This is a genomic window from Mucilaginibacter gynuensis (assembly GCF_039541195.1).
Lineage (GTDB): Bacteria > Bacteroidota > Bacteroidia > Sphingobacteriales > Sphingobacteriaceae > Mucilaginibacter > Mucilaginibacter gynuensis.
On the sequence record NZ_BAABFT010000014.1, the window covers coordinates 135,855 to 155,758 of the forward strand.

The 19,904-nt window shown below is 43.7% G+C and carries 17 protein-coding genes; 4 read left to right on the forward strand and 13 right to left on the reverse strand.

All coding sequences use genetic code 11. From position 1 onward, the window contains the following. Positions 1 to 38: 38 nt before the first annotated feature. Positions 39 to 1,754 carry a TonB family protein gene (locus tag ABD894_RS21620; protein WP_345213164.1) on the reverse strand — a complete coding sequence of 572 codons (1,716 nt, stop codon included), beginning with the start codon at positions 1,752 to 1,754 and terminating at the stop codon, positions 39 to 41. A gap of 7 nt (positions 1,755 to 1,761) precedes the next feature. After that, the gene (locus tag ABD894_RS21625) at positions 1,762 to 2,130 is read right to left on the reverse strand and encodes a BlaI/MecI/CopY family transcriptional regulator (RefSeq protein WP_345213165.1); all 369 of its coding nucleotides are present in this window, start codon (positions 2,128 to 2,130) and stop codon (positions 1,762 to 1,764) included. 150 nt (positions 2,131 to 2,280) lie between these two features. Between ABD894_RS21625 and ABD894_RS21630 the strand changes: the two genes are divergently transcribed. Further along, a complete protein-coding gene (locus ABD894_RS21630) occupies positions 2,281 to 3,684 on the forward strand; it encodes an MBL fold metallo-hydrolase RNA specificity domain-containing protein (RefSeq protein WP_345213166.1) in 1,404 nt (467 codons plus the stop codon). A gap of 282 nt (positions 3,685 to 3,966) precedes the next feature. Here the strand turns inward: ABD894_RS21630 and ABD894_RS21635 are convergent, their stop codons facing one another. The 4 genes from ABD894_RS21635 to ABD894_RS21650 all read right to left on the reverse strand — a co-directional run bounded on the left by ABD894_RS21635 (position 3,967) and on the right by ABD894_RS21650 (position 9,906). Then, the gene (locus ABD894_RS21635) at positions 3,967 to 7,716 is read right to left on the reverse strand and encodes a sensor histidine kinase (protein ID WP_345213167.1); all 3,750 of its coding nucleotides are present in this window, start codon (positions 7,714 to 7,716) and stop codon (positions 3,967 to 3,969) included. 69 nt (positions 7,717 to 7,785) lie between these two features. Beyond that, positions 7,786 to 8,673 carry an ACP S-malonyltransferase gene (gene fabD, locus ABD894_RS21640; protein WP_345213168.1) on the reverse strand — a complete coding sequence of 296 codons (888 nt, stop codon included), beginning with the start codon at positions 8,671 to 8,673 and terminating at the stop codon, positions 7,786 to 7,788. A 168-nt stretch (positions 8,674 to 8,841) separates the two neighbouring features. Next, complete coding sequence (gene folE, locus ABD894_RS21645; protein ID WP_345213169.1) at positions 8,842 to 9,480, reverse strand: GTP cyclohydrolase I FolE; 639 nt, start codon at positions 9,478 to 9,480, stop codon at positions 8,842 to 8,844. A gap of 9 nt (positions 9,481 to 9,489) precedes the next feature. Beyond that, the gene (locus tag ABD894_RS21650) at positions 9,490 to 9,906 is read right to left on the reverse strand and encodes a 6-pyruvoyl trahydropterin synthase family protein (protein ID WP_345213180.1); all 417 of its coding nucleotides are present in this window, start codon (positions 9,904 to 9,906) and stop codon (positions 9,490 to 9,492) included. Between the two features lie 77 nt (positions 9,907 to 9,983). Between ABD894_RS21650 and mqnB the strand changes: the two genes are divergently transcribed. Together mqnB and ABD894_RS21660 are read left to right on the forward strand one after the other, a co-directional pair. Beyond that, on the forward strand, positions 9,984 to 10,670 hold the full coding sequence (mqnB, locus tag ABD894_RS21655; RefSeq protein WP_345213170.1) for a futalosine hydrolase: 687 nt from the start codon (positions 9,984 to 9,986) through the stop codon (positions 10,668 to 10,670). Positions 10,671 to 10,952: 282 nt separating this feature from the next. Next, positions 10,953 to 11,825: a menaquinone biosynthesis family protein gene (locus ABD894_RS21660; RefSeq protein ID WP_345213171.1), complete on the forward strand. Its 873-nt coding sequence runs from the start codon at positions 10,953 to 10,955 to the stop codon at positions 11,823 to 11,825. A gap of 219 nt (positions 11,826 to 12,044) precedes the next feature. Here ABD894_RS21660 and ABD894_RS21665 read toward each other — a convergent pair whose 3' ends face one another. From ABD894_RS21665 to ABD894_RS21695, 7 genes are all read right to left on the reverse strand, one after another. Beyond that, entirely contained in the window at positions 12,045 to 12,539 is a 495-nt protein-coding gene (locus ABD894_RS21665; RefSeq protein ID WP_345213172.1) for a GNAT family N-acetyltransferase, read from the reverse strand. Between the two features lie 3 nt (positions 12,540 to 12,542). Beyond that, on the reverse strand, positions 12,543 to 13,247 hold the full coding sequence (locus tag ABD894_RS21670) for an ABC transporter ATP-binding protein (RefSeq protein WP_345213173.1): 705 nt from the start codon (positions 13,245 to 13,247) through the stop codon (positions 12,543 to 12,545). Between the two features lie 2 nt (positions 13,248 to 13,249). Further along, complete coding sequence (locus tag ABD894_RS21675) at positions 13,250 to 14,728, reverse strand: DUF5687 family protein (protein ID WP_345213174.1); 1,479 nt, start codon at positions 14,726 to 14,728, stop codon at positions 13,250 to 13,252. An 84-nt stretch (positions 14,729 to 14,812) separates the two neighbouring features. Then, positions 14,813 to 15,835, reverse strand: a complete 1,023-nt coding sequence (locus ABD894_RS21680; protein ID WP_345213175.1) for an LLM class flavin-dependent oxidoreductase — start codon at positions 15,833 to 15,835, stop codon at positions 14,813 to 14,815. A 94-nt stretch (positions 15,836 to 15,929) separates the two neighbouring features. Beyond that, entirely contained in the window at positions 15,930 to 16,622 is a 693-nt protein-coding gene (locus ABD894_RS21685; RefSeq protein WP_345213176.1) for a hypothetical protein, read from the reverse strand. A 117-nt stretch (positions 16,623 to 16,739) separates the two neighbouring features. After that, on the reverse strand, positions 16,740 to 17,609 hold the full coding sequence (locus tag ABD894_RS21690) for a PKD domain-containing protein (protein ID WP_345213177.1): 870 nt from the start codon (positions 17,607 to 17,609) through the stop codon (positions 16,740 to 16,742). 109 nt (positions 17,610 to 17,718) lie between these two features. Beyond that, complete coding sequence (locus ABD894_RS21695; protein ID WP_345213178.1) at positions 17,719 to 18,393, reverse strand: hypothetical protein; 675 nt, start codon at positions 18,391 to 18,393, stop codon at positions 17,719 to 17,721. A 497-nt stretch (positions 18,394 to 18,890) separates the two neighbouring features. On the opposite strand from ABD894_RS21695, the gene ABD894_RS21700 reads away from it, so the two are divergent. Next, positions 18,891 to 19,718: a hypothetical protein gene (locus tag ABD894_RS21700; RefSeq protein WP_345213179.1), complete on the forward strand. Its 828-nt coding sequence runs from the start codon at positions 18,891 to 18,893 to the stop codon at positions 19,716 to 19,718. Positions 19,719 to 19,904 lie beyond the last annotated feature (186 nt).

A 19,904-nucleotide genomic window follows, 5' to 3' on the forward strand; every position in this document is an offset into this window, starting at 1 on the left:
AGTGCAGCGGGCTCGCGGTTTGGTTGAAGCCTTGGTATTTATTTTTTTGTGGTAATAGCTATGGTACTGTATCCTTTTTCGCCGGTTTTCTTTTCGGCATCTTTAGTAATATCGATACTGGCAATTGTTTTAGGGTCAAGGGCGTCCATTTCTTTTTTAGTGATCTCCTTACCGTTAAGGGTAATGGTTACATCATCTAAAGTAGCTTTGGTGCCATCTGTTTTGTATCCTCTAACAACAACGTTGCTAAGACTTTTACTTAAAGAGTCGGGAGTTGCAGGATAGCCCACTACAACTATACCGCTTACTTTGCCTTTTATCTTTTTCGGATCTATAACGACAGCTTTTTTGGTTGTTTTGTTAACCTTTTTACCGCCATCGGCATCAGTTAGTGTAAAATTGATAGGCATAGTATACTGTACCCTCACCGTGTGATCGTTTTGCACGCCCGGCGACCACTTAGGTGATAACGACATGGCACGTACCGCCTCGGCAGCAAGTAGCGGGCTCGGTGCCCTTAACGATTTTATATGGGTTATTTGGCCATCGTCTTCCACTATAAAGCTTACTATTACTTTACCTTGTATGTTTTTTTCTACAGCAGCTTTCGGATAATTTACAACCTTACCTAAAAACTGGTACAGTTTTTCCATTCCGCCCGGAAAGTGAGGCGGTTCTTCAACCTGTGTAAATATTTCACTTTTTCTATCGGGCACGGTGTCAACAGTCTGCATTTGTCTTTCAGATACTATTGCTTTTTCCATTACTGTGGCGGGCATTACCGCGTTTTCGCGGGCATTATCTATTTCTTTTAAAACAGCCTTGGCAACATCGTTATTAACTGACCTTATTCTCGATATAACCACAGGCGTTGCCGGTGTGGCAAATACCTGTTCGGCTGTTTTATTAATGGTTTCTACGGCTTTGCTCTCGTTCACCGTTGCCGATGAAAGTACAAGCATGAGGGCAAACAGGGGTGCTGATAACCCATATTTTATGAGCTTTATGCGCTGCGATCTGTTCTTCTGTAACATCATAATTCGTTGTTTTAAAAGGCTGTGATTAAAAAATGGGTTTACTAAGGTATGTGAAGGGTTATTAAAGGTTTGTTTTAATAGCAGCATGGCGTAACCGGCCTTATCAATACCGGTTGCAATTACGCGGCTATCGGCAATAAACTCGTGTATGTGTTTAATGGCGCTGCGGTACAGGTATACCACCGGGTTAAACCAGTTGAAGATCATTATCAGCTCAATCAGCAGCACATCTACCGAGTGCCATTGTTTGGCATGTACTTCCTCGTGCGATGTAATGGCTTCGGCATCATCATGGTGCACGGTTTCGCTCAGCTTTATCTTGTTAAAGAAAGAGTAAGAAGTAGCAGCTTCCGGCTGTTTTATAATGCGGTTAAGCTTAATGAGCTGCCATGCAAGCCTTATAATAAGGAAGACCACGCCTGCCCCGTATAGCATGCCCAGCACATCGCCAATCATAAGTTGGGTATCGGGCACTTGCGGCGCTTTTATGGTAAATACCGGGCTGTTATAAATAACATACTTAACCTGCCGGGTAATAAACAAATTCTTCACCCAGTCGGCCTGAATGGCCGGTATCAAAAACGATAACAAAGCTGCCGCCACAAGATAGATCCTGTTAAGCTGAAAAAATGTTTCTTTGCGAAGCAGCAGCGCGTAAAACCCGTAAAATAATACCAGATACAGGTTTGCCAGTAATAAATATTGCCACCAGGTCATTGCTATTTTATTTTTTTAGTTTTTCAATCAGTTTCATAATCTCATCGGCCTCTTTCAGGTCAATCTTTTCTTTCTTCACAAAAAAAGAAAGCATGCGGTTAACCGAATTATCAAAGTATCCGCTCAGCAACTTGTCCGACGCGAAATCCTGGTACTGCTCCTTGCTGATCACCGGGAAATACTCATGGCTTTTGCCGAATGCCTCATGATCTACAAATCCTTTAGTTTCCAGTATCCTGATAATGGTTGATACCGTGTTGTAAGCAGGCTTTGGTTCGGGCAAAAGTTCAAGTACATCTTTAACATACCCCTTTCCCAACTGCCATAATACCTGCATAATCTGTTCTTCCGCTCTTGTTAATTCTTTAAATTCCATATTGTACCGGCTTAATTTCTGGTTTGTTAGTGATTGTTGAACTAAGGTATTAGTTATAAATGATATTTGCAACTAATTTTTTAGTTTATTTTTTATAATGAACTTTTATCACTCAATTTAGTTTGATATTACACAGCTTAAAAATAATATATGCACATAGTTTTTCATGGTGCTGCGCGCAACGTTACGGGCAGTAAACATTTGATCCGTTTAAATGATGGTACCGGTATATTGCTTGATTGCGGCATGTTTCAAGGCATGGGCGAGCAAACCGAAGATATGAATGAGCACTTTGGTTTTAACCCGAACAATGTGGACTATATGATCCTCTCGCATGCGCACATTGACCATTGCGGTTTAATACCCCGCCTGGTGGCCGAAGGCTTTAACGGACAAATATTTTGCACCGCACCCACTATGGACCTGGTGCGGATACTGCTGATGGATTCGGCACATATACAAATGCAGGATACCGAATACAGCAACCGCCACAGGCAGCGTAAAGGGCAGCCACTGCTTGAACCTTTATACAACGAAGAACAGGTGATGGAAGCGCTGCGCTTATTTAAAATTGTAGATTACCACGAAGAACATGAGATAACCCCGCGTGTAAAGTTTCAGTTTACCGATGCCGGGCACGTGGTGGGCAGCGCGGCAGTACATTTAACCGTGCTGGAAGACGGCAAGGAAACCCGCATTACTTTTAGCGGCGATGTTGGCCGCTATGGTGATATGCTGCTTAAAAGCCCCGAAACTTTTCCGCAGGCCGATTATATTTTGCTGGAATCTACCTATGGTGATTCGTTGCATAAAGACCTTGCGCCAATTGAGGATGCACTACTGGAAATAATCAAACAAACCTGCGAGATAAAGAAGGGTAAAGTGATCATCCCCGCGTTTAGCGTTGGGCGTACGCAGGAGTTATTGTATGCGTTAAATTCGTTGGAATTAAAAGGCGTATTACCTGATCTACCTTATTTTGTGGATAGTCCGTTATCTGAAAAAGCTACCCGTGTATTAATGGACCATCCCGAAGTATACAATAATAATGTGAACGAGGTATTAAAGGTAGATGCCAATCCTTTCGCTTTTAAGGGGCTGCGGTTTGTGCAATCAACCGAAGAATCTATCGCGTTGAACAGCGACCCGCGTCCTTGCGTAATCATCTCATCATCGGGTATGGCCGAGGCGGGCAGGGTGAAGCACCATATTAAGAACAACATCGGCAACCAAAAGAACACCATATTAATAGTAGGCTATTGCGAACCCAATTCGTTAGGCGGGCACTTGATGCGCCACGAACGCGAGGTGTATATATTTGGTGAGCAATATGAGGTTAAGGCCGAGGTGGAAGTTATCAAATCAATGAGCGCCCACGGCGACTATGAAGATCTGCTGCATTTCATATCCAATCAGGATCCGGCCAAAGTAAAAAAGATCTTCCTGGTGCATGGCGAATACGATGTACAGCAAAACTTTGCAGAAAAGATAAAAGAAAAAGGCTTCAAAAATGTAGAGATCCCGGCACAGCATAGCAGGGCTGACTTGGAGTAGTTTTTAGTATCTAAATTCAATGGCAAAATATCGTCTTTGCGAACGAAGCAATTCCCGAGTTACAGAGCTGCTCTGTATAGCTTAGAGATTGCTTCGTGCCTCGCAATAACGTGATTTTTAGAGTACTTATAAAGAGGCTCTTCGATAAACAGTAAGCAAAACACTCAATTAAAGTCCAAACTCTCAACACACCCAAACCCGCAACCCCAAACCTGAAACCTTGAACCCGCAACCCCGAACCTAAATCCTAACACACACAACTTACAACACACAACCTACAACTTAAACTACTTCCTCCGTGCCCGCAGCAGCAGGCAGGCTCAAGTAGAAGGTGGTGCCTGTACCAATAACCGTTTCAAACCATACTTTGCCGCCTGCGTTCTCTATGGAGTTTTTGATAAAGGCGAGGCCTAAGCCTGTACCCGAGCTTTTGGTGGTAAAGTTGGGTTCAAAGATCTTTTCGCGCATATTTTCGGGGATGCCGTTGCCATTATCCCTGATGCTTAACAAAATATTTTTGCTGGTTATTAACGCATTGATCTCTATAAGCCCTGTCCGGTCGGGAGGGGTAGCTTCAATGGCATTTTTAAGCAGATTGTTAAAGCAACGGAGCAGTTGGTCGCGGTCGGCCAGTATAATAAATGGCTTTTCGGGTGGCTGATACATAATTTGCAGGTTATCCATCTGCTTAAATATGGTAACAGCCTGGTTAAGCATTTCAAATACGTTGATCTGCTCCAGCTTGGTATCTGGCATTTTGGCAAAGGCCGAAAACTCCGACGCTATCGACGACAAGCTCTCAATCTGCTCAACAAACGATTTGCTGAAACGCTCAAATTTTTGATCGAATTTAGGGTCTTTATCCTTCCACGATTTATCGAGCAATTGCAAACCCAGTTTTAGTGGCGTAAGCGGATTTTTGATTTCGTGAGCCACCTGTTTGGCCATTTCGCGCCAGGCGCTCTCCCTTTCAGATTGCGCCAGCTTTTGAGCGCTGTTCTCCAACGCGGCAATCATTTTATTATATTCTTTTACAAGGGAACCAATCTCATCATCCCGTCCCCATTTAATGGGTTCGTTCTTTTTGCCGTAAATTATACCGCTCAATTTGCTCTGTATAAAGTTTAGCGGCGAGGTAATTTGTCGTGCTATCGCCATGGCAAACAAACCTATAGCGATAAAGATAAGCGCGTACACATTGATCATGGCGTTGAGCAAAGAGCCAACACGCTCGTTATAATCTGCCTCGTTAGAGAAGTAGGGCAATTGCAGGTAAGCCACGGTTTTGCTCTTGCTATCCTTCAACGGCGCGTAAACCGATTTGTATTTCAGTTCACCAATAGTTTCATCATTCACTACCTCTGCCTTGTGCAGTTTATTAAGCTGAATAAAGGCCTTTGCATTCATACGGCGGGCATGCAGGCCATATTCGTAAAACTTGGGCTGTGTGGTAATGATCGGGATGCCGCTGGTATCAAACAAAGTGAGATCGGCAGCGTAAGTATTGGCCAGTTCATCAAAATCAACCATACTTTCCTTTTGTATATTGTTGATATACTTGTTGAACAGCCCCTCCTCAAACGCGTCGGTAATGCGGTTAATCTTCTCACGGATCATTTTTTCCTGCTGGGTATTATACTGCGTACTGATGAACAGGAAAGTGATAAAACCAACCATCACCAGCGTAACCACCACGGCCATAATCATGGAGAACTGGATACGGGTTTTGTACAATACGTTATCAAAATTGATCCGGAAATTCCAGCGGATCTTATTTTCGCTGATGGAGAGTATTTTGATACGCAGCCACAGCCATTGCACCAATATGACCAGCATACTGAACAATAGCAGCATCACAAAGAAGAACGTAAGTGAAGTGATCACATAAAAAGGTTTGTTTTCCTCTTTACTCACCACTATCAGGTTACGTTTAGCAGGCTTAAATATCAGGTGGTTATAAGTAGTAAAGCGACGGTACCACTCGGGATAAATACTGGCGGATGTTTTAAAGGCATATTTTTGTTCGGGCGCTTTAAAGTAGTGGTTCACCAAGTCGTATACGAATGTACCGTTTTGGTTCACCAACTTATCGTCGGTATAAAATGCGTACGAATACTCTTTAAATTCATCATGATAAGTACCAAAGCCTTCGGTTAATAGTTCGGGGAACTTATTGCTCTGCCGCGGATCTCTCGACCGTAATTCAATAACGATAGTACCCGCGTGTTTGCCCCGCTTTTTAACCGGGATAACAGCAAAGTAGTTTTGCGAACCGAAAGATTCGTTCTCCCTGAAAAAATAATCGGATACCTTGAACGAACTGTACAGCACCATATCGTTAAAAACATCCAGTGAATAATTCTGATCGCCCGATAAAGGTTTATCGTTCGCGTCAAACTCATGCACACTGATACTGTATTTAGAAAGATAGCCGTCGAAATACAGCTTTTCGAGCCGGGTTTTTAAACTGTTAACACGGTTCGTATCATTAAAAAGTTCCCGTACACGGCGGTCATTGATGATCTTCTTTTCGATTTTTTTGATCATCAGGTTTGCCGTGCCATCATCGGGTACCAGCAATTTTTGTATTAAAGCCTTGCGGGTTTCGCCCTCTTTTATGTCGCCAAAACTCACCAGTTCGAGTGAAGACATGAGCGCGCATACCAGTACGATAAGCAATAATGACGATGATGATAACTTACCATGCTTATACCTGAACGAGTAGCCCCGTATAAATACCAGCGTAGCCATTAAAAAGTAGAATAGCGTAAACTGGTTATTATAAGCATATATCGTCGTTGCCAATATCACAGCTATGCTGAACACGAAGAATTTATGCGAGTTTGATATCGGCAGCTTTATGCAAATATTGAGGAAGGTATCGTTAAGCAGGTAAAATATCAGGAACGCAAAACAAAGCATAACGAGCCCAATAACACTAAACCCGGTTAGGTTAAGCACATTGGTTACATCAAAATTGATATGCGAATTAATTACCAGGCCATAAAAAAGGTTAAGCAAGGCCGTGGATACCCCTATCATGATCAAAATACAGCTAACGAGTATTATATAGCTCAATACCCGGCTTTTTACATTACGCACCAGCCTGTTACGCTGCGTGTAGGCATAAGCCACCAGCCAGCATATACCCAGCAGGTTGATACAGAAATCGCCAAGGGAGGGATTTACCTTGCTCGATGCATACAGGATGGGCTTGAAAAGATCGAGCCGGAGGGTAAAATCGGGCAATTGATAGCGCAGGTTTATATACCGTACGCCCACAATAAACAAGGCCAGCAGCAGCACCGAGAGCAGGCCGAAACCTTTGTAAGCCACATAACCGCAAAGATCATGAACCAGTACACAAAAGGTGATCAGCGTTAAAATCCACAGTGTAATTTCGGAGTACAGGAAACGGTAATTAACCGTATCGGGCTTCAGCTTAACCGAAAACAGGTAGGCATTGGTGATACTGTGTACCGAATAGATCTCGGTATCGGTAAACTCGGCCAGTTGGATATTATCTTCATCGTAAATATCCTTGTCGAAACCGTTATGCAGGTACTTGTTTTGAAACTGGTAACTGATCTTCACCGGAAAAAAGAAGATGACCGAAAAATCACCATCATTTTTGCGGAAACTTTCATAGTAACCATTGGGCTGCCGCGTAAAGGAGTAGCCTTCTTTTATACGCTCGGGTTGCGGCGGTAATACCTTAACGCCACTCCAAAAGGTGAGTTTGTTGTTACGCAGTATAACAAACCATACGCGATGGTCTACCGTAACATCCTGTATATATTTGAGTCCGGTTTGCTGGTTTACGTCTGCCGTTTTTAGCTTGCTGTACCAATCCTTATCATTCAGCAGGCCGGCAATGTAGCGCTCCTTTTTGTTTACGTTACTTTCGAGTATATGAGCGGTTTGCTCTAAACTGTTAACAGGCGTGTACGACCGCGGCACAATAATAGCCGTGATGAGCAAGCTGACGGTTAATAAGGCCAGCAGTAAACGTATTTTCGCCCGGTAACTCAATTTGTTTTCGTGTAGATGGTATAAAATTAAGATAAAAAAACAAAGCCATCGGTTGATGGCTCTGTAAAATTATGATGGTAATTCGGCGCTACTGGTTGGTATCGCCCTGTTTACTTTTTTAACAAGGCCCTGTAGCACACTGCCCGGCCCTACTTCGGTAAATGAAGTGGCACCGTCTTCCAGCATGTGTTGTACGGTTTGTGTCCAGCGTACGGCACCGGTAAGCTGGGCTATCAAGTTCTCTTTAATTTTTGCCGGGTCGGTATACGGTTTGGCATCAATATTTTGGTAGATAGGACAAATTGGCGCGGTAATATCGGTAGCCACAATAGCCGCCTCAAGCTCAACCCTTGCCGATTCCATTAACGGCGAGTGGAAAGCACCACCTACATTTAGTTTTAAAGCACGCTTGGCACCTGCGGCGGTCAGCTTCTCTAAAGCAGCATCAATACCGGCAATAGTTCCTGAAATTACCAGCTGGCCCGGGCAGTTATAATTGGCCGGCACAACCACATCGGTTAATTGCTGGCAAATATCTTCTACAGTAAAATCATCCAGGCCTAAAATTGCCGCCATGGTTGATGGTTGCAATTCGCAGGCTTTCTGCATGGCATTCGCACGTGCGGCTACCAGTTTAAGTCCGTCCTCAAAGCTTAAGGCTTTGGCGGCAACCAGTGCCGAAAATTCACCTAATGAATGACCGGCTACCATTTCAGGTTTAAAATCATCGCCTAAAACCTTAGCCAAAATTACCGAGTGTAAAAAGATGGCCGGTTGTGTTACGTTGGTTTGTTTAAGGCCTTCATCGGTACCGTTAAACATAATATCGGTAATGCTAAAGCCCAGTATCGCGTTAGCTTTTTCAAATAATTCGCGGGCTTCGTTTGATTGGTCGTAAAGGTCTTTACCCATACCTACAAACTGCGCACCTTGTCCGGGGAAAATGTATGCTTTCAAATTAATAATTTGTTAGTTATTGATCAAAGATCGGTTTATGTATAGCAAACGGTTCAGTCAGCAATAACAGCTTAGCTTATTTAAAGGTTTTTGTTCAATATTTGTTTGCGTGCCAAACAAATATTAATCACCTTAAAGATCGCCACTCTGCAACCGCTGTTTTACCGTTTAACTTAATTTAGATGCTATCAGGTTTAAAAATTCCGTACGCGTTTTTTCCTTCAAAAATTCACCTTTAAATGCCGATGTGGTAGTTACCGAATTTTGCTTTTGCACACCGCGCATGCTCATGCACAGGTGGCGGCATTCAATAACAACACCTACACCTATGGGGTTAAGGGTATCTTGGATACAATCGCGTATTTCGTTGGTAAGGCGCTCCTGCACTTGCAGCCTGCGCGCGAAAACGTCAACAATACGCGGTATTTTACTTAAGCCAACCACATGCCCGTTAGGTATGTAGGCTACGTGCGCTTTGCCGAAAAACGGCAGCATGTGATGCTCGCACATAGAGTATACCTCAATGTCTTTTACTACCACCATCTGGCTGTATTCCTCTTTAAACATAGCCGAATTGAGGATTTCCTTAGCATCCAGATCATAGCCATGGGTAAGGTACAGCATGGCTTTTGCCACACGCTCGGGGGTTTTCAGCAAGCCTTCACGGTCGGGGTGTTCGCCTATTTGCTTAAGCACCTCACGGTAATGGCCAGATAGGCTTTGAATAAGCTCGGGATTGTAACGGTCTATTTTTTCGTAACCGCCAATATCATCATCGCGATCAGGTATATGGTTTTCGTTATTCATGATGCAGGGTTAGTCGCCAAAGTATTCCGCGGAGTTATTTTCGGTTTCAAACAATTTCACCGAATGTAAAAACACGCCTTCGTTTTCTTCAATAGGGCCTTTTAACTGGTTGAATATCTCAATACAAAGCAGTTCGGTTGATGCCATTTTACCTTGCATAAAATCAACATCCTTGTTAATATTGCTATGATCGAGCTTATCAACAACGTATTTGTTGATGATCACTTTAAGATCTTTCAAATCCATCAGATAACCTGTTGCATGCGTAACATGGCCCTTAATGGTTACAAAAAGGTTGTAATTGTGGCCATGCCAGTTTGGGTTTGCGCATTTGCCAAATACCTCGGCATTTTTCTCTTCGCTCCACTCCTCTCGGTACATTCTGTGGGCCGCATTAAAATGTTCTCTGCGCGTTATATAAATCATCATAATTATTGTGGGTGCAAATATACAAAACAAAAACAGCCGAGTTGTTTTATCTTAGCAGTCAAAATATTGCCCTTATGCGGATATTGATAGTAGCGGCCACCAGGCCAGAGATAAACGAACTGATCACCACCCTCCCATTTACCATTCACGATCACACCACCGGCCTCCCAAACCCCGAACCCGGAACCTCACCCCACACAACTCACAACTCACAACTCACAACCCAATTCACAGCCCTTATCACCGGCGCAGGCATGGTACCCACTGCATTTGCTTTAGGCCAACACTTAGCTGCTAACCGGTATGATCTGGCTATTAATTTAGGTATAGCAGGTAGTTTCGACCGCGAAATCGCCCTTGGCGATATTGTAAACATTACCGAAGACACCCTTGCTGAACTGGGTGCCGAAGACGACGAGGAATTTATACCGATAGCGCAACTGGGTTTCGGCGAGGGAACATTCAACGCTACCTATACACTACCTGCCAATGCGGGTATTGCACAGGCGACGGCCATTACTGTAAACACCGTTCATGGCAATGAGGCATCCATACAAAAATTAAGCAGCCGTATAACCGCGCAGATTGAAAGCATGGAAGGGGCCGCGTTTTTTTATGCCTGCCGGCAGATGGGCGTTCCCTGCATGCAAATCAGGGCAGTGTCAAATTACGTGGAAAAGCGTAACCGCGAAGCCTGGAAGATAGGGTTGGCCATAAAAAATCTGAATACATTTGCTGTGGAATATTTGAAGAGTGTTTAGAGATAGCCTTTGCGAATAGTGCAGCAAGTGCGTGCCACGGATCGTCACCCTGAGCTTGTCGAAGGGTGGGTGAAAGCCTCTGCGCACGCTCATTCGACAAGCTCAGGATGACCCGTTTTTACAAGCACGCGTTTAAAAACTGTTATTGCGAGGTACGAAGGAATCGCGAACAATACAGAGCCGATTTGCATAGCTACGAGATTGCTTCGTACCTCGCAATGACAAGCCCTGTTTGTTCAACATTACAACCTTCAAACGTTCCAACCTTCAAACAAACGAACTATGAAACTAACACTTGGCTTTTCGCCCTGCCCTAACGATACCTTTATTTTTGATGCCCTTATTCACCATAAAATTGATACCGAGGGATTGGAGTTTGAGGTATTTTATGATGATGTAGAAACCCTTAACCAAAAGGCCCTGCGTGGCGAACTGGATATTACCAAACTAAGCTACCATGCATTTGCCTACGTGGCCGATAAGTATATTCTGCTGGATGCAGGCAGCGCGCTGGGTTTTGGTGTTGGCCCCATGCTGATCTCTAAAAAGGATTACGCCGCACAGGGATCGGTTGACGAAATTATTGCAAATCTTAGTTCTCAAATTTCCAATCTTAAAATAGGTATCCCCGGCAAATACACTACGGCCAACTTTTTACTCGGACTGGCGTTCCCGGAAGCGACCAATAAACAAGAGATCGTTTTCTCGGAGATCGAGAATTCTTTATTGCAGGAAAAGATCGATATCGGATTGATCATCCACGAGAACAGGTTTACCTATCAGGATAAAGGCCTGAAGAAGATCATCGATCTGGGAGATTACTGGGAGAAACGCACCGGCTGCCCAATTCCGTTGGGGGGCATTGTGGCTAACCGCAATTTGCCTGTTGATGTACAGCATAAAATAAATCGAGTTTTGCGCAAATCGGTAGAGTTCGCCTTTGCCAATCCAAAATCCGGACTGGAGTTTATACGCTCGCACGCTCAGGAAATGAGCGAAGAAGTAATGTACAAACACATCGAACTATACGTAAACCAATATTCGGTTGATTTAGGCGAGCAAGGCAGAAAAGCGATCAAGCTCCTTTTTGATACCGCTACAGAGAAAAATGTAATCCCGGAGATTAAGAAGGATTTGTTTTTGACTGCGGTTTAGAAGGTTTTTTTCTTCCTCTCCTTGGAGGGGCGGGCAGGAATTGCGCGAAGGCAGGGGTGGGTTTATGCGATTAGTTTCTAAACTTTAGATGTAGTAGAGTACGGTGCAGAAACCCACCCCTGCCACTACATTGCCCTATGCGCCCCCTCCGAGGAGGGGAAATTTGAAATTGCCTGTTCACAGCTCAAATCTGGAACCCCGAACCTGAAACCTCGAACCTCAAATAACCTTCCGCATTACATAGTCATTCATCCAGTAAGGGCCAATGGCTATGTCTTCTTCGTATACTATCTCGAAGCCCATTTTTTGGTAAAAGCCTGTGGATTTGTTGTAGCGGTTCACGTTAAGATCGAGGACTGACTTACCGGCTTCTTTTACTTTTTCAGTAACGGCATCAATCAGCACCTTACCATAACCCTTGCCCTGGGTGGCGGGCAGGCAGTATAGTTTGTGCAGCTTGTAAATATCAGCATCCTCCTCGCGCGGCGAGTAGGCGGCAAAAGCTACCGGTTTTTCATCTTCAATAAGCAGCAAAAATGTTTGCTTATTGCTGGCGATCAAATCCGTTAGCTTATCCGCGTTGTATATTTCGTTCAGCATAAAGCTGATCTGCTCTTTCTCCAGTATCGGCGAATAGGTAGGCCACCAGGTATCTTCGGCCAGTTTGATAATAGTATCTACGTTGTTAACCGTAGCAGTTCGTATAAAGTACATCTATTAAATATTTTGCCCCACCGCGAAATAATCTTCCAGATTGGCCAGTGTTGACGAACTGGTGGCGATGTCTTTAATAATAACGCCTTTTTCCATCAAAATGATACGATCGCTCACATCGGTAATGTGGTTAAGGTCATGACTGGATACAATGGTGGTAACCCCGTTCCTGTTCAGTTCTTTCAGCAGGTTCTTCAGGCGGATCTGTGTAGTTGGGTCGATATTGGCGAATGGCTCATCAAGCATCAGCAGTTCGGGCTTTTGCAATAAACAAGCGGCTATACCTACTTTGCACTGATTACCTTTCGACAAGTCGCGGATATATTTACCTTTTTTAATGATCTCGTCGTTAAAGAAATCGGTAAGCGTAAGCAAAAACTCATCAACATGCGCTTTTGATTGCCCGTGCAAGCCACCTATAAAGTACAAGTATTCTTCGGGAGTAAGGTAATCTATCAAAAAGCCTTCGTCAAGATACGAGGCCGTGTAATTTTTCCAATGTTCTTGCCCGGCCACTGCTTCGCCTTTCGACAGGATCTCGCCTCTTTCAGGACGGATAAGATCGAGCACCATACGGAACAGGGTAGTTTTACCCGCGCCGTTGTTGCCAACCAGGCCAATGCTTTCGCCTTTGTTTATAGTAAGTTGAGGTACGTTTACAACGGTTTTACCGCCGTAAGCTTTAATAAGGTCTTTTACTTCTATCATAATTATTTATTTCTGAAGCCTTCGGCTAAGGTGTATCTTTTTGTGTTATAATCTTCTACCAATTTTTTTATCCAGAATTGGCGGGTTAAAATACCCAGTATGCCCACGGCGGCAATAATGCCCAGGCCGATATCAACATGCCCCAACAGGCTAAACGGTATATATATAATAAATGGCGTAACAAGCAGCGGGAACGAAACCAGAAATTGCGTAGCGCCCACACCTTCCCAGTTGAACGATGCACCTTTCGAAAGGTCGATACGCCTGTGGTTGCGGTTAGCGAAGTATAGTATAATAGTGGTATTAACGCCCAGGTTCCATACATACATAATACAATGGATCATCAGTACCCGCCAGCCGAAATAAACATAAGGCGTAGTAAGTAACAGCGCCACTGTTGATACCATGGTGAACAGCATGTATTTGGCTTTCAAAAAGTCGGTAAAGTTTACCTTGCTTACCAGTATGCCATCAAAATGCGAGGCCTGCCAGCTATACATAAACTGCCCGTAGTTGATGATGAATATCCCGGTCATGAACATGCCCACAAATACTTTCGACCATTCGCCATACGCCTTTGGATTAGTATAAAATATCAACCCGTAAAACATGAACAGCAAACCCATGGTAAGTGCCGAACGCGAACGTTTATTGCGCAATATCAGCTTGATCTCGTTAGCTACCAGATCGCCAACACTACCAAAACGGTTGAGTAAAGGATATTCGGTGCTACTTTTATAGGCAGAGGCCTTTGACGAGTTAAGATCTTCGAGGTACAGGTTTTGTTTAAGATAGATGAAATTGAGGTAATACATGGCCGCCGCGATAAGCACAGGAACCAGCGCCAAAGCCGGTTGAGTGATCAGTTTACCGAAGAACGCGAACGAAATACCGCGGATTGAATACAAGTGCCAGCTAAAATCGCCCATGGTAAGCAATATTACTGTGCCTACGGCAACCAAAAACACCCAGCCGTTAAGGTTGGCTTTACGCTTAATGTACAGGGCCAGATAGTTGTTAAAAACCGCCAGCGCGATAATAGCGGCTATAAAGGCCAGCGTAACCAAGGCACTATGATCAAATATGATCACCTTAAATATAAAAGGGAAAAACAGTATAAATGGCCACAGATTAAATACCGAAAGCAACGATGTTGCAGCCAGATAGCTCACCAACGAGTTCCGTTTAATAGGCAAATGCAAATAGGGCTGTACCCTTAAAGTCGGGAGTTCCTGTAATTGCAGGCGCAGCAGCAGGTCGTAAAGATAATAAAGGATCAATATGCCGCTAAAGGAAGCAACTAATTCATCCTTCGGGAACATTTTTTCTAATATTTTATCAAGGGCGAAACCTACTATAAATACGCAGGCAAGCAGATACAATATCAGCAGGGCCATTATAATTTTTACAGCAATAGACTTCCCTTTGTTTTTTGTGCGCCAAAACGCTTTTAATTCGTGGCTTATAAAAGTTGAGGTCATTTAGTAGTTTTTTGTTAAGATACAATAATGACAATTTTGTTACCCAAACTACCACAAAAAAATTACAACAAGCCCGCAAAAGTCTTACGCCTTAGCTTCCAGCTCAAAAACCCCGGCCAGTAACTCGTATGATCGTATCCTGTCCTCAAAATCTTCGGTAATGGTTACGGCCATTATTTCATCCACATCATAATCTTCGGCTATCCATTTTAACCGCAGTTTGATTTCGCCGGGTGTACCGGTTATTACCCGCGGACGGTTATGGGCAATGCGCTCCAACTCGGATGGGGTGTATACAATATCTTTAACATCTTCATAAGCCAGTGGTACTATTGGTCCGCCTTTTTCAAACTGCAAAAAGCGGTGCTCCATTACGGCACGGTGCTGCTTTATCTTTTCTTCATCTTCCGAGCAAAAAACGAACAGGGCCACATTGGCTTCGGGCCGGGGCAGATCTGCCGAAGGCTGAAAGCGTTCGCGGTACAGCTTTACCGCTTCGGGTCCGCCATAAGGATTAATAAAGTGCGCGTAAGCCAAACCCATGCCGAAATGCGCGGCAAATAAGCCGCTTTGCCCGCTGGAACTTAGCAGCCACATGGATGGCACGGTTTGTATTTGCGGTATGGCCCTGATTTTTGCTTGTATGGTACCAGGAGCGCCTGTATCATGAAAGTAATTCACCAGGTCGTCCAGCTGTTCAATAAAATCCTGCTCCCTGAACTGGTTGCTCGGGTTAAGCATGCTGGCGGTTATCCTGTCGGTGCCCGGCGCCCGGCCCATGCCCAGGTCTATCCGCCCCGGAAACAGCGCTTCCAGCATCCGGAAGTTTTCGGCCACCTTTAAGGTACTGTGGTTAGGCATCATAATACCGCCCGAACCTAAACGGATATTTTTGGTTTGCCCTGCAAGGTGCGCTATCAGTACTTCGGGCGTTGAACCGGCCAGTATACCGGTATTATGGTGTTCTGATACCCAATAGCGCGAGTAACCCAGGCTATCGGTCAGTTTTGCTAAAGCTATGGTTTCCTGTACGGCTTGTTCGGCAGTAGCGCCTTTGCGTATCGGCGACTGGTCAAGCACGCTCAGGCGTATTTTCTTTGTGCTCATTATAAATCAATATATTAAGACCACAAATGTATAGCAGGAAGGTTTGCGCAGATGGCAAACCCGCGTATTATGGCATTGCCATTACAGGCAGCTATTATTTAAGTGGGACTACGTGAGCGGTAAGCGTTTGGGTTTCTTTAATACCACCGAGGGTTTCGTATTCCATTTGTATAATACCTACACCTTTGGCAATATAATAATCATAAGTACCGGCTACGTTTAATCCGGTACCTGTACCCAGGTCAAGCAATACCTGTAAATGCGTGTGTGATACGCCCGCGTATACCGTACCGTTTACTTCTTTAACTACATCTTTTTCGAGCAGGGTACCTACCAAACGTACCGGCAAACCGTTGGCCAGGCCATTATCGGTAATGCGCGTGCTCCAGCTGGCGCCTACTTTGGCGGTATCAATAAGGTATAAATATTCGGGACTGGCTGATTTTATAGCGGCTATTTCCCGTATGCTGAACTCGTGGTTAATCACCCGGAAATATCTCGGGTAACGTTCGGTACGGTCGGGAAATTCTATTGTTGTATTAACGTTGTGGTATAACCTGTCGTCGATAAGTGTAGTGCCGCCTGTTATGGTATTGCGCACGGTTGCAATGGTAACAACATCAAGGGTATCCCTAACAGATTCGTACTCCCAATACTCGCCTGCCTTTAACGATTGAAATTGGTTGTTAAACGTAAGATCATAACCTGTAAAGATGGGCTCATCTTTTTTGCATGACGATAATGCCAGCAGGCAAAGGGCAAAAAGGATGGGTAAACGATGTTTCATATCAATTAATCAGGAATTTAAATATATGTAATTTCTTTAACCCCAAAAAGTAATTAAAATATTTAAATATCCCGATTATTGATTGTGGCTATACCACCCTTATACGACAAGTACTCATTAAGGGTTTATCTTTAAATTAATTGATTTTCCTGCTGCTTTATCTGCGCCCTTTTGGCTGGCGGTAAGCGATATGGTATAAGTTCCCGATGCCGAAAACTTTACTACCGGATGTTCGTCGGTTGAGTTTGGCGGCCCGCTGGTGCCAAAGCGCCAAAGGTAGGTATCGGCATTTTTCGACATGTTGACCAGTTGGATCTCCTCATTAACCGTATACGGATATGGATGATAGGCCAGTACAAAGCCCGCTATGGGGTCGTTATTGGCTTCCACCTTTACCACATCACTGAATGAAGCTTCATTGTTCCCTTTTTTAGCGGTAAGCGTAACTACATAATCGCCGGCCTTTGTAAAGGTATATTTGGGGTTGTGATCATAAAGGGTTTGTCCGTTAATAACCCATTTGTAGCTATCAGCGTTAACCGATTCGTTGCTGAACACAACCACTGCCGGGGCGGCATTTCTTTGCCCCTCATAAGTAAAAGAAAAATGCGCGAGCGGCTTGTTATCGGCTGCTATTAAAATGGTTTGCTGCGAAAACGAATGTTTGCCTGCTTTGGTGGCCGTTAGTATAACATTATATGGGCCATCGCCGGTATATTTAACCTTAGCCGGATTTTTTTCGGTTGATGTTTCGCCGTTGCCAAAATCCCATTTATAGGTATCGGCGTTCTTTGATTCGTTAACGAAGGTGATTTCGGCATTTATGCGTTGCTCGCCTGTCCAGCTGAATGATGAGCGTACAACTCCGCCGCCAGTATTATTATCGTCTGCGGGTTTTGAGGGTTTGTTATCTTTTTTGCACGAGAATAATGCCAGCGAAATGAGCATTACGTACACTATATATAGTAGGTGTTTTAGTGATTTCATGGTGATTAGAGGTGATGCGCCTGTATTAAGTTCAGGAGCATGTTTAGGTGGAAGGCAGATGAATAACCGGTACGCCCGTTGGTAATGCTTGCGTACCGGTTATGTGATATTATTTGATGGTATAGTTAAACAGCTCTGATTTGAAGGTAAGCTCGCCTTGTATTGAACTGTAGATACCGATAACGCCTACACCTTTCGCAGCGTAAAAATCAATAGAGGTTAAGGTAACCCAGTTGTTTTGTACTTTGTACTGTACCTCTACTTTGGTTTGAATTACGTTGCTGTATTGTTTATCAAGTATGGTTTTGTTGATGCCTTTTTCAACAATAGTGGTTTTTATCTGCGCGTCAATATTGCCTTCTTCGGTTTCATAGGTTTTGGCAACTACCCAGCTATCGCCTTTTGCTTTGCTATCGTTAAGGTAAGCGAACTCAATGCTTTCACCCAAACCGGCATCGTACATGTAAGTGCTGTATACATGATCGTTAAGGCCAAGGTATTCTTCGTAGTTTTCGGTGCCATCTGTTGAGTTAACAATGTGGAACTTTTTGTTCTCGAAGGTTTTTGTTTTATCAGTCATGGTGCTGATGGTGGTATCCAGTTCAGGAGCTTCGCCGCCTAAAAAGGTTGAGCGATATTTCCAAACAGAACCTGTGGTGAATGGCTGGTAGGTATCGCCGCCGCCACCGTTATTGTTGCTATCGCCTGGTTTGTTGCTGTCTTTTTTGCAAGCGCCAAAAAACAGGGTGGTTATTGCTACAAGAGCTAAGAGTGATTTTTTCATTTTGTGTAAAGTTTGTGGGGTTGTTACACCCGGGTATTGATAAATTGTGTTAATGTTTATTGCTGCCAATCAGGGTACCTTCTGTATTTACAGCGATTTGAAAGCCATGACGGATTTTTTTTGCCCGGCGTTACAACAGGGTATAAAACTTTTTTAAGAATTACCGGCTTAGTGTGTAAGTGTTACAACATGGTTACGCCGCTTAAAAATACTTATTAAGAAAGCACCGGTTTTAAGCAGGACTTAGTGTATTGAAAATTTTTGAAAAAAATTAAGATTTATTTGTCGCGGCTGTGTATCAACGCCTCTTCCCGATGATTAAAACACCCGCCAAAAGCAAAAGATAGTGCCGGAGAAGCACTGCCATTAGCACCACACAATACCACTATAAATTGTACCTAATATGTGTAGTAAATACACAGGTGCTTTGCAAGGCTTTTAGTAATTTTAAGCACCAATTTCTGCACCGGTCCCCCCTAACCTTTTACAATTTCATCATGCTGTACAAAACTATTGATCTGTTAAAAACCCACCGGCTCCCCTTAAAGATAGCTGCACTTATATGGCTGTGCCTTATTGCTAACTTAGCTACAGCGCAAAACAAAACGAATGCATTACTGGCCATAAAACGACCCGATAATAGTTTTGTAACCTATAATGATATAACAAGCCCCGAAGAAGCTATACCGCAGCAGGTAGAGAATAAAATAAGGAGGATACTAACCGACGGCAAGGCGGTATCGCAACCGCTAATATTTAAAATAAGCTATAATACCGATGTGGCCCTATACGTGATCAAAATCCGTTCGGCAAAACGCGTTTGCTACAATTTAGTCGCTTACAGCACATCGTTAAACCAGGTGAGCAGCACCCCTCAGGTTATTGATGGTAAATGGATAGACGCCAATGAGAGCAGCGCCAAGACCTCGAAAACGCCGCTGATACGCTTTATAATGGTTAACGGCAAAAAAGCTATAGCTATAAACGAAAGCAGAAATAACGGCACTACCTACAATGCCGTTATCGATCATATTTTCGAGTTAAAGCAAAATATGGAGATTGCCGATATAGTGCATATCGAATCGAGCTATATTACTTCAGATGATTGCACAATCAGCCGCACACTGAAAAACGATGAGATAGTGAGCGAAATAAGGTGCAAGGATAAAAACCCCACAATTATTGGCAGGGTAAAGCTCATTAATAATTACCAGCGGATATTACACAAAGCAGTATATCAACCACAATACGCCCAATATTTAATTACCGGCAGCGGAATAGACGAAGCAGTATTTATAAAGCAGGGTTATACGACTACTTTTTAGCGGGAGGATGTAAAGCCGATCTGCACTTCATTTTAACTCACCCCGACATTGCTTCGCTTGTCGACCCTCTCATATCTTTGTAATATAATAGATCAGAAGAAAAGGAGAAACATAGAGGGCCCTCATGACACGTATTTAAAACGATGTTGACGAAAGAGGCTAATACTCCTTTTTTACTTTTGAAAG

Bases quoted from the DNA above. Each gene is read 5' to 3' on its own strand.
- ABD894_RS21620 (WP_345213164.1), bottom strand. From the start codon at position 1,754: ATGACCTGGTGGCAATATTTATTACTGGCAAACCTGTATCTGGTATTA.
- ABD894_RS21625 (WP_345213165.1), bottom strand. From the start codon at position 2,130: ATGGAATTTAAAGAATTAACAAGAGCGGAAGAACAGATTATGCAGGTA.
- ABD894_RS21630 (WP_345213166.1), top strand. From the start codon at position 2,281: ATGCACATAGTTTTTCATGGTGCTGCGCGCAACGTTACGGGCAGTAAA.
- folE (WP_345213169.1), bottom strand. From the start codon at position 9,480: ATGAATAACGAAAACCATATACCTGATCGCGATGATGATATTGGCGGT.
- ABD894_RS21650 (WP_345213180.1), bottom strand. From the start codon at position 9,906: ATGATTTATATAACGCGCAGAGAACATTTTAATGCGGCCCACAGAATG.
- mqnB (WP_345213170.1), top strand. From the start codon at position 9,984: ATGCGGATATTGATAGTAGCGGCCACCAGGCCAGAGATAAACGAACTG.
- ABD894_RS21660 (WP_345213171.1), top strand. From the start codon at position 10,953: ATGAAACTAACACTTGGCTTTTCGCCCTGCCCTAACGATACCTTTATT.
- ABD894_RS21665 (WP_345213172.1), bottom strand. From the start codon at position 12,539: ATGTACTTTATACGAACTGCTACGGTTAACAACGTAGATACTATTATC.
- ABD894_RS21670 (WP_345213173.1), bottom strand. From the start codon at position 13,247: ATGATAGAAGTAAAAGACCTTATTAAAGCTTACGGCGGTAAAACCGTT.
- ABD894_RS21675 (WP_345213174.1), bottom strand. From the start codon at position 14,728: ATGACCTCAACTTTTATAAGCCACGAATTAAAAGCGTTTTGGCGCACA.
- ABD894_RS21680 (WP_345213175.1), bottom strand. From the start codon at position 15,835: ATGAGCACAAAGAAAATACGCCTGAGCGTGCTTGACCAGTCGCCGATA.
- ABD894_RS21685 (WP_345213176.1), bottom strand. From the start codon at position 16,622: ATGAAACATCGTTTACCCATCCTTTTTGCCCTTTGCCTGCTGGCATTA.
- ABD894_RS21690 (WP_345213177.1), bottom strand. From the start codon at position 17,609: ATGAAATCACTAAAACACCTACTATATATAGTGTACGTAATGCTCATT.
- ABD894_RS21695 (WP_345213178.1), bottom strand. From the start codon at position 18,393: ATGAAAAAATCACTCTTAGCTCTTGTAGCAATAACCACCCTGTTTTTT.
- ABD894_RS21700 (WP_345213179.1), top strand. From the start codon at position 18,891: ATGCTGTACAAAACTATTGATCTGTTAAAAACCCACCGGCTCCCCTTA.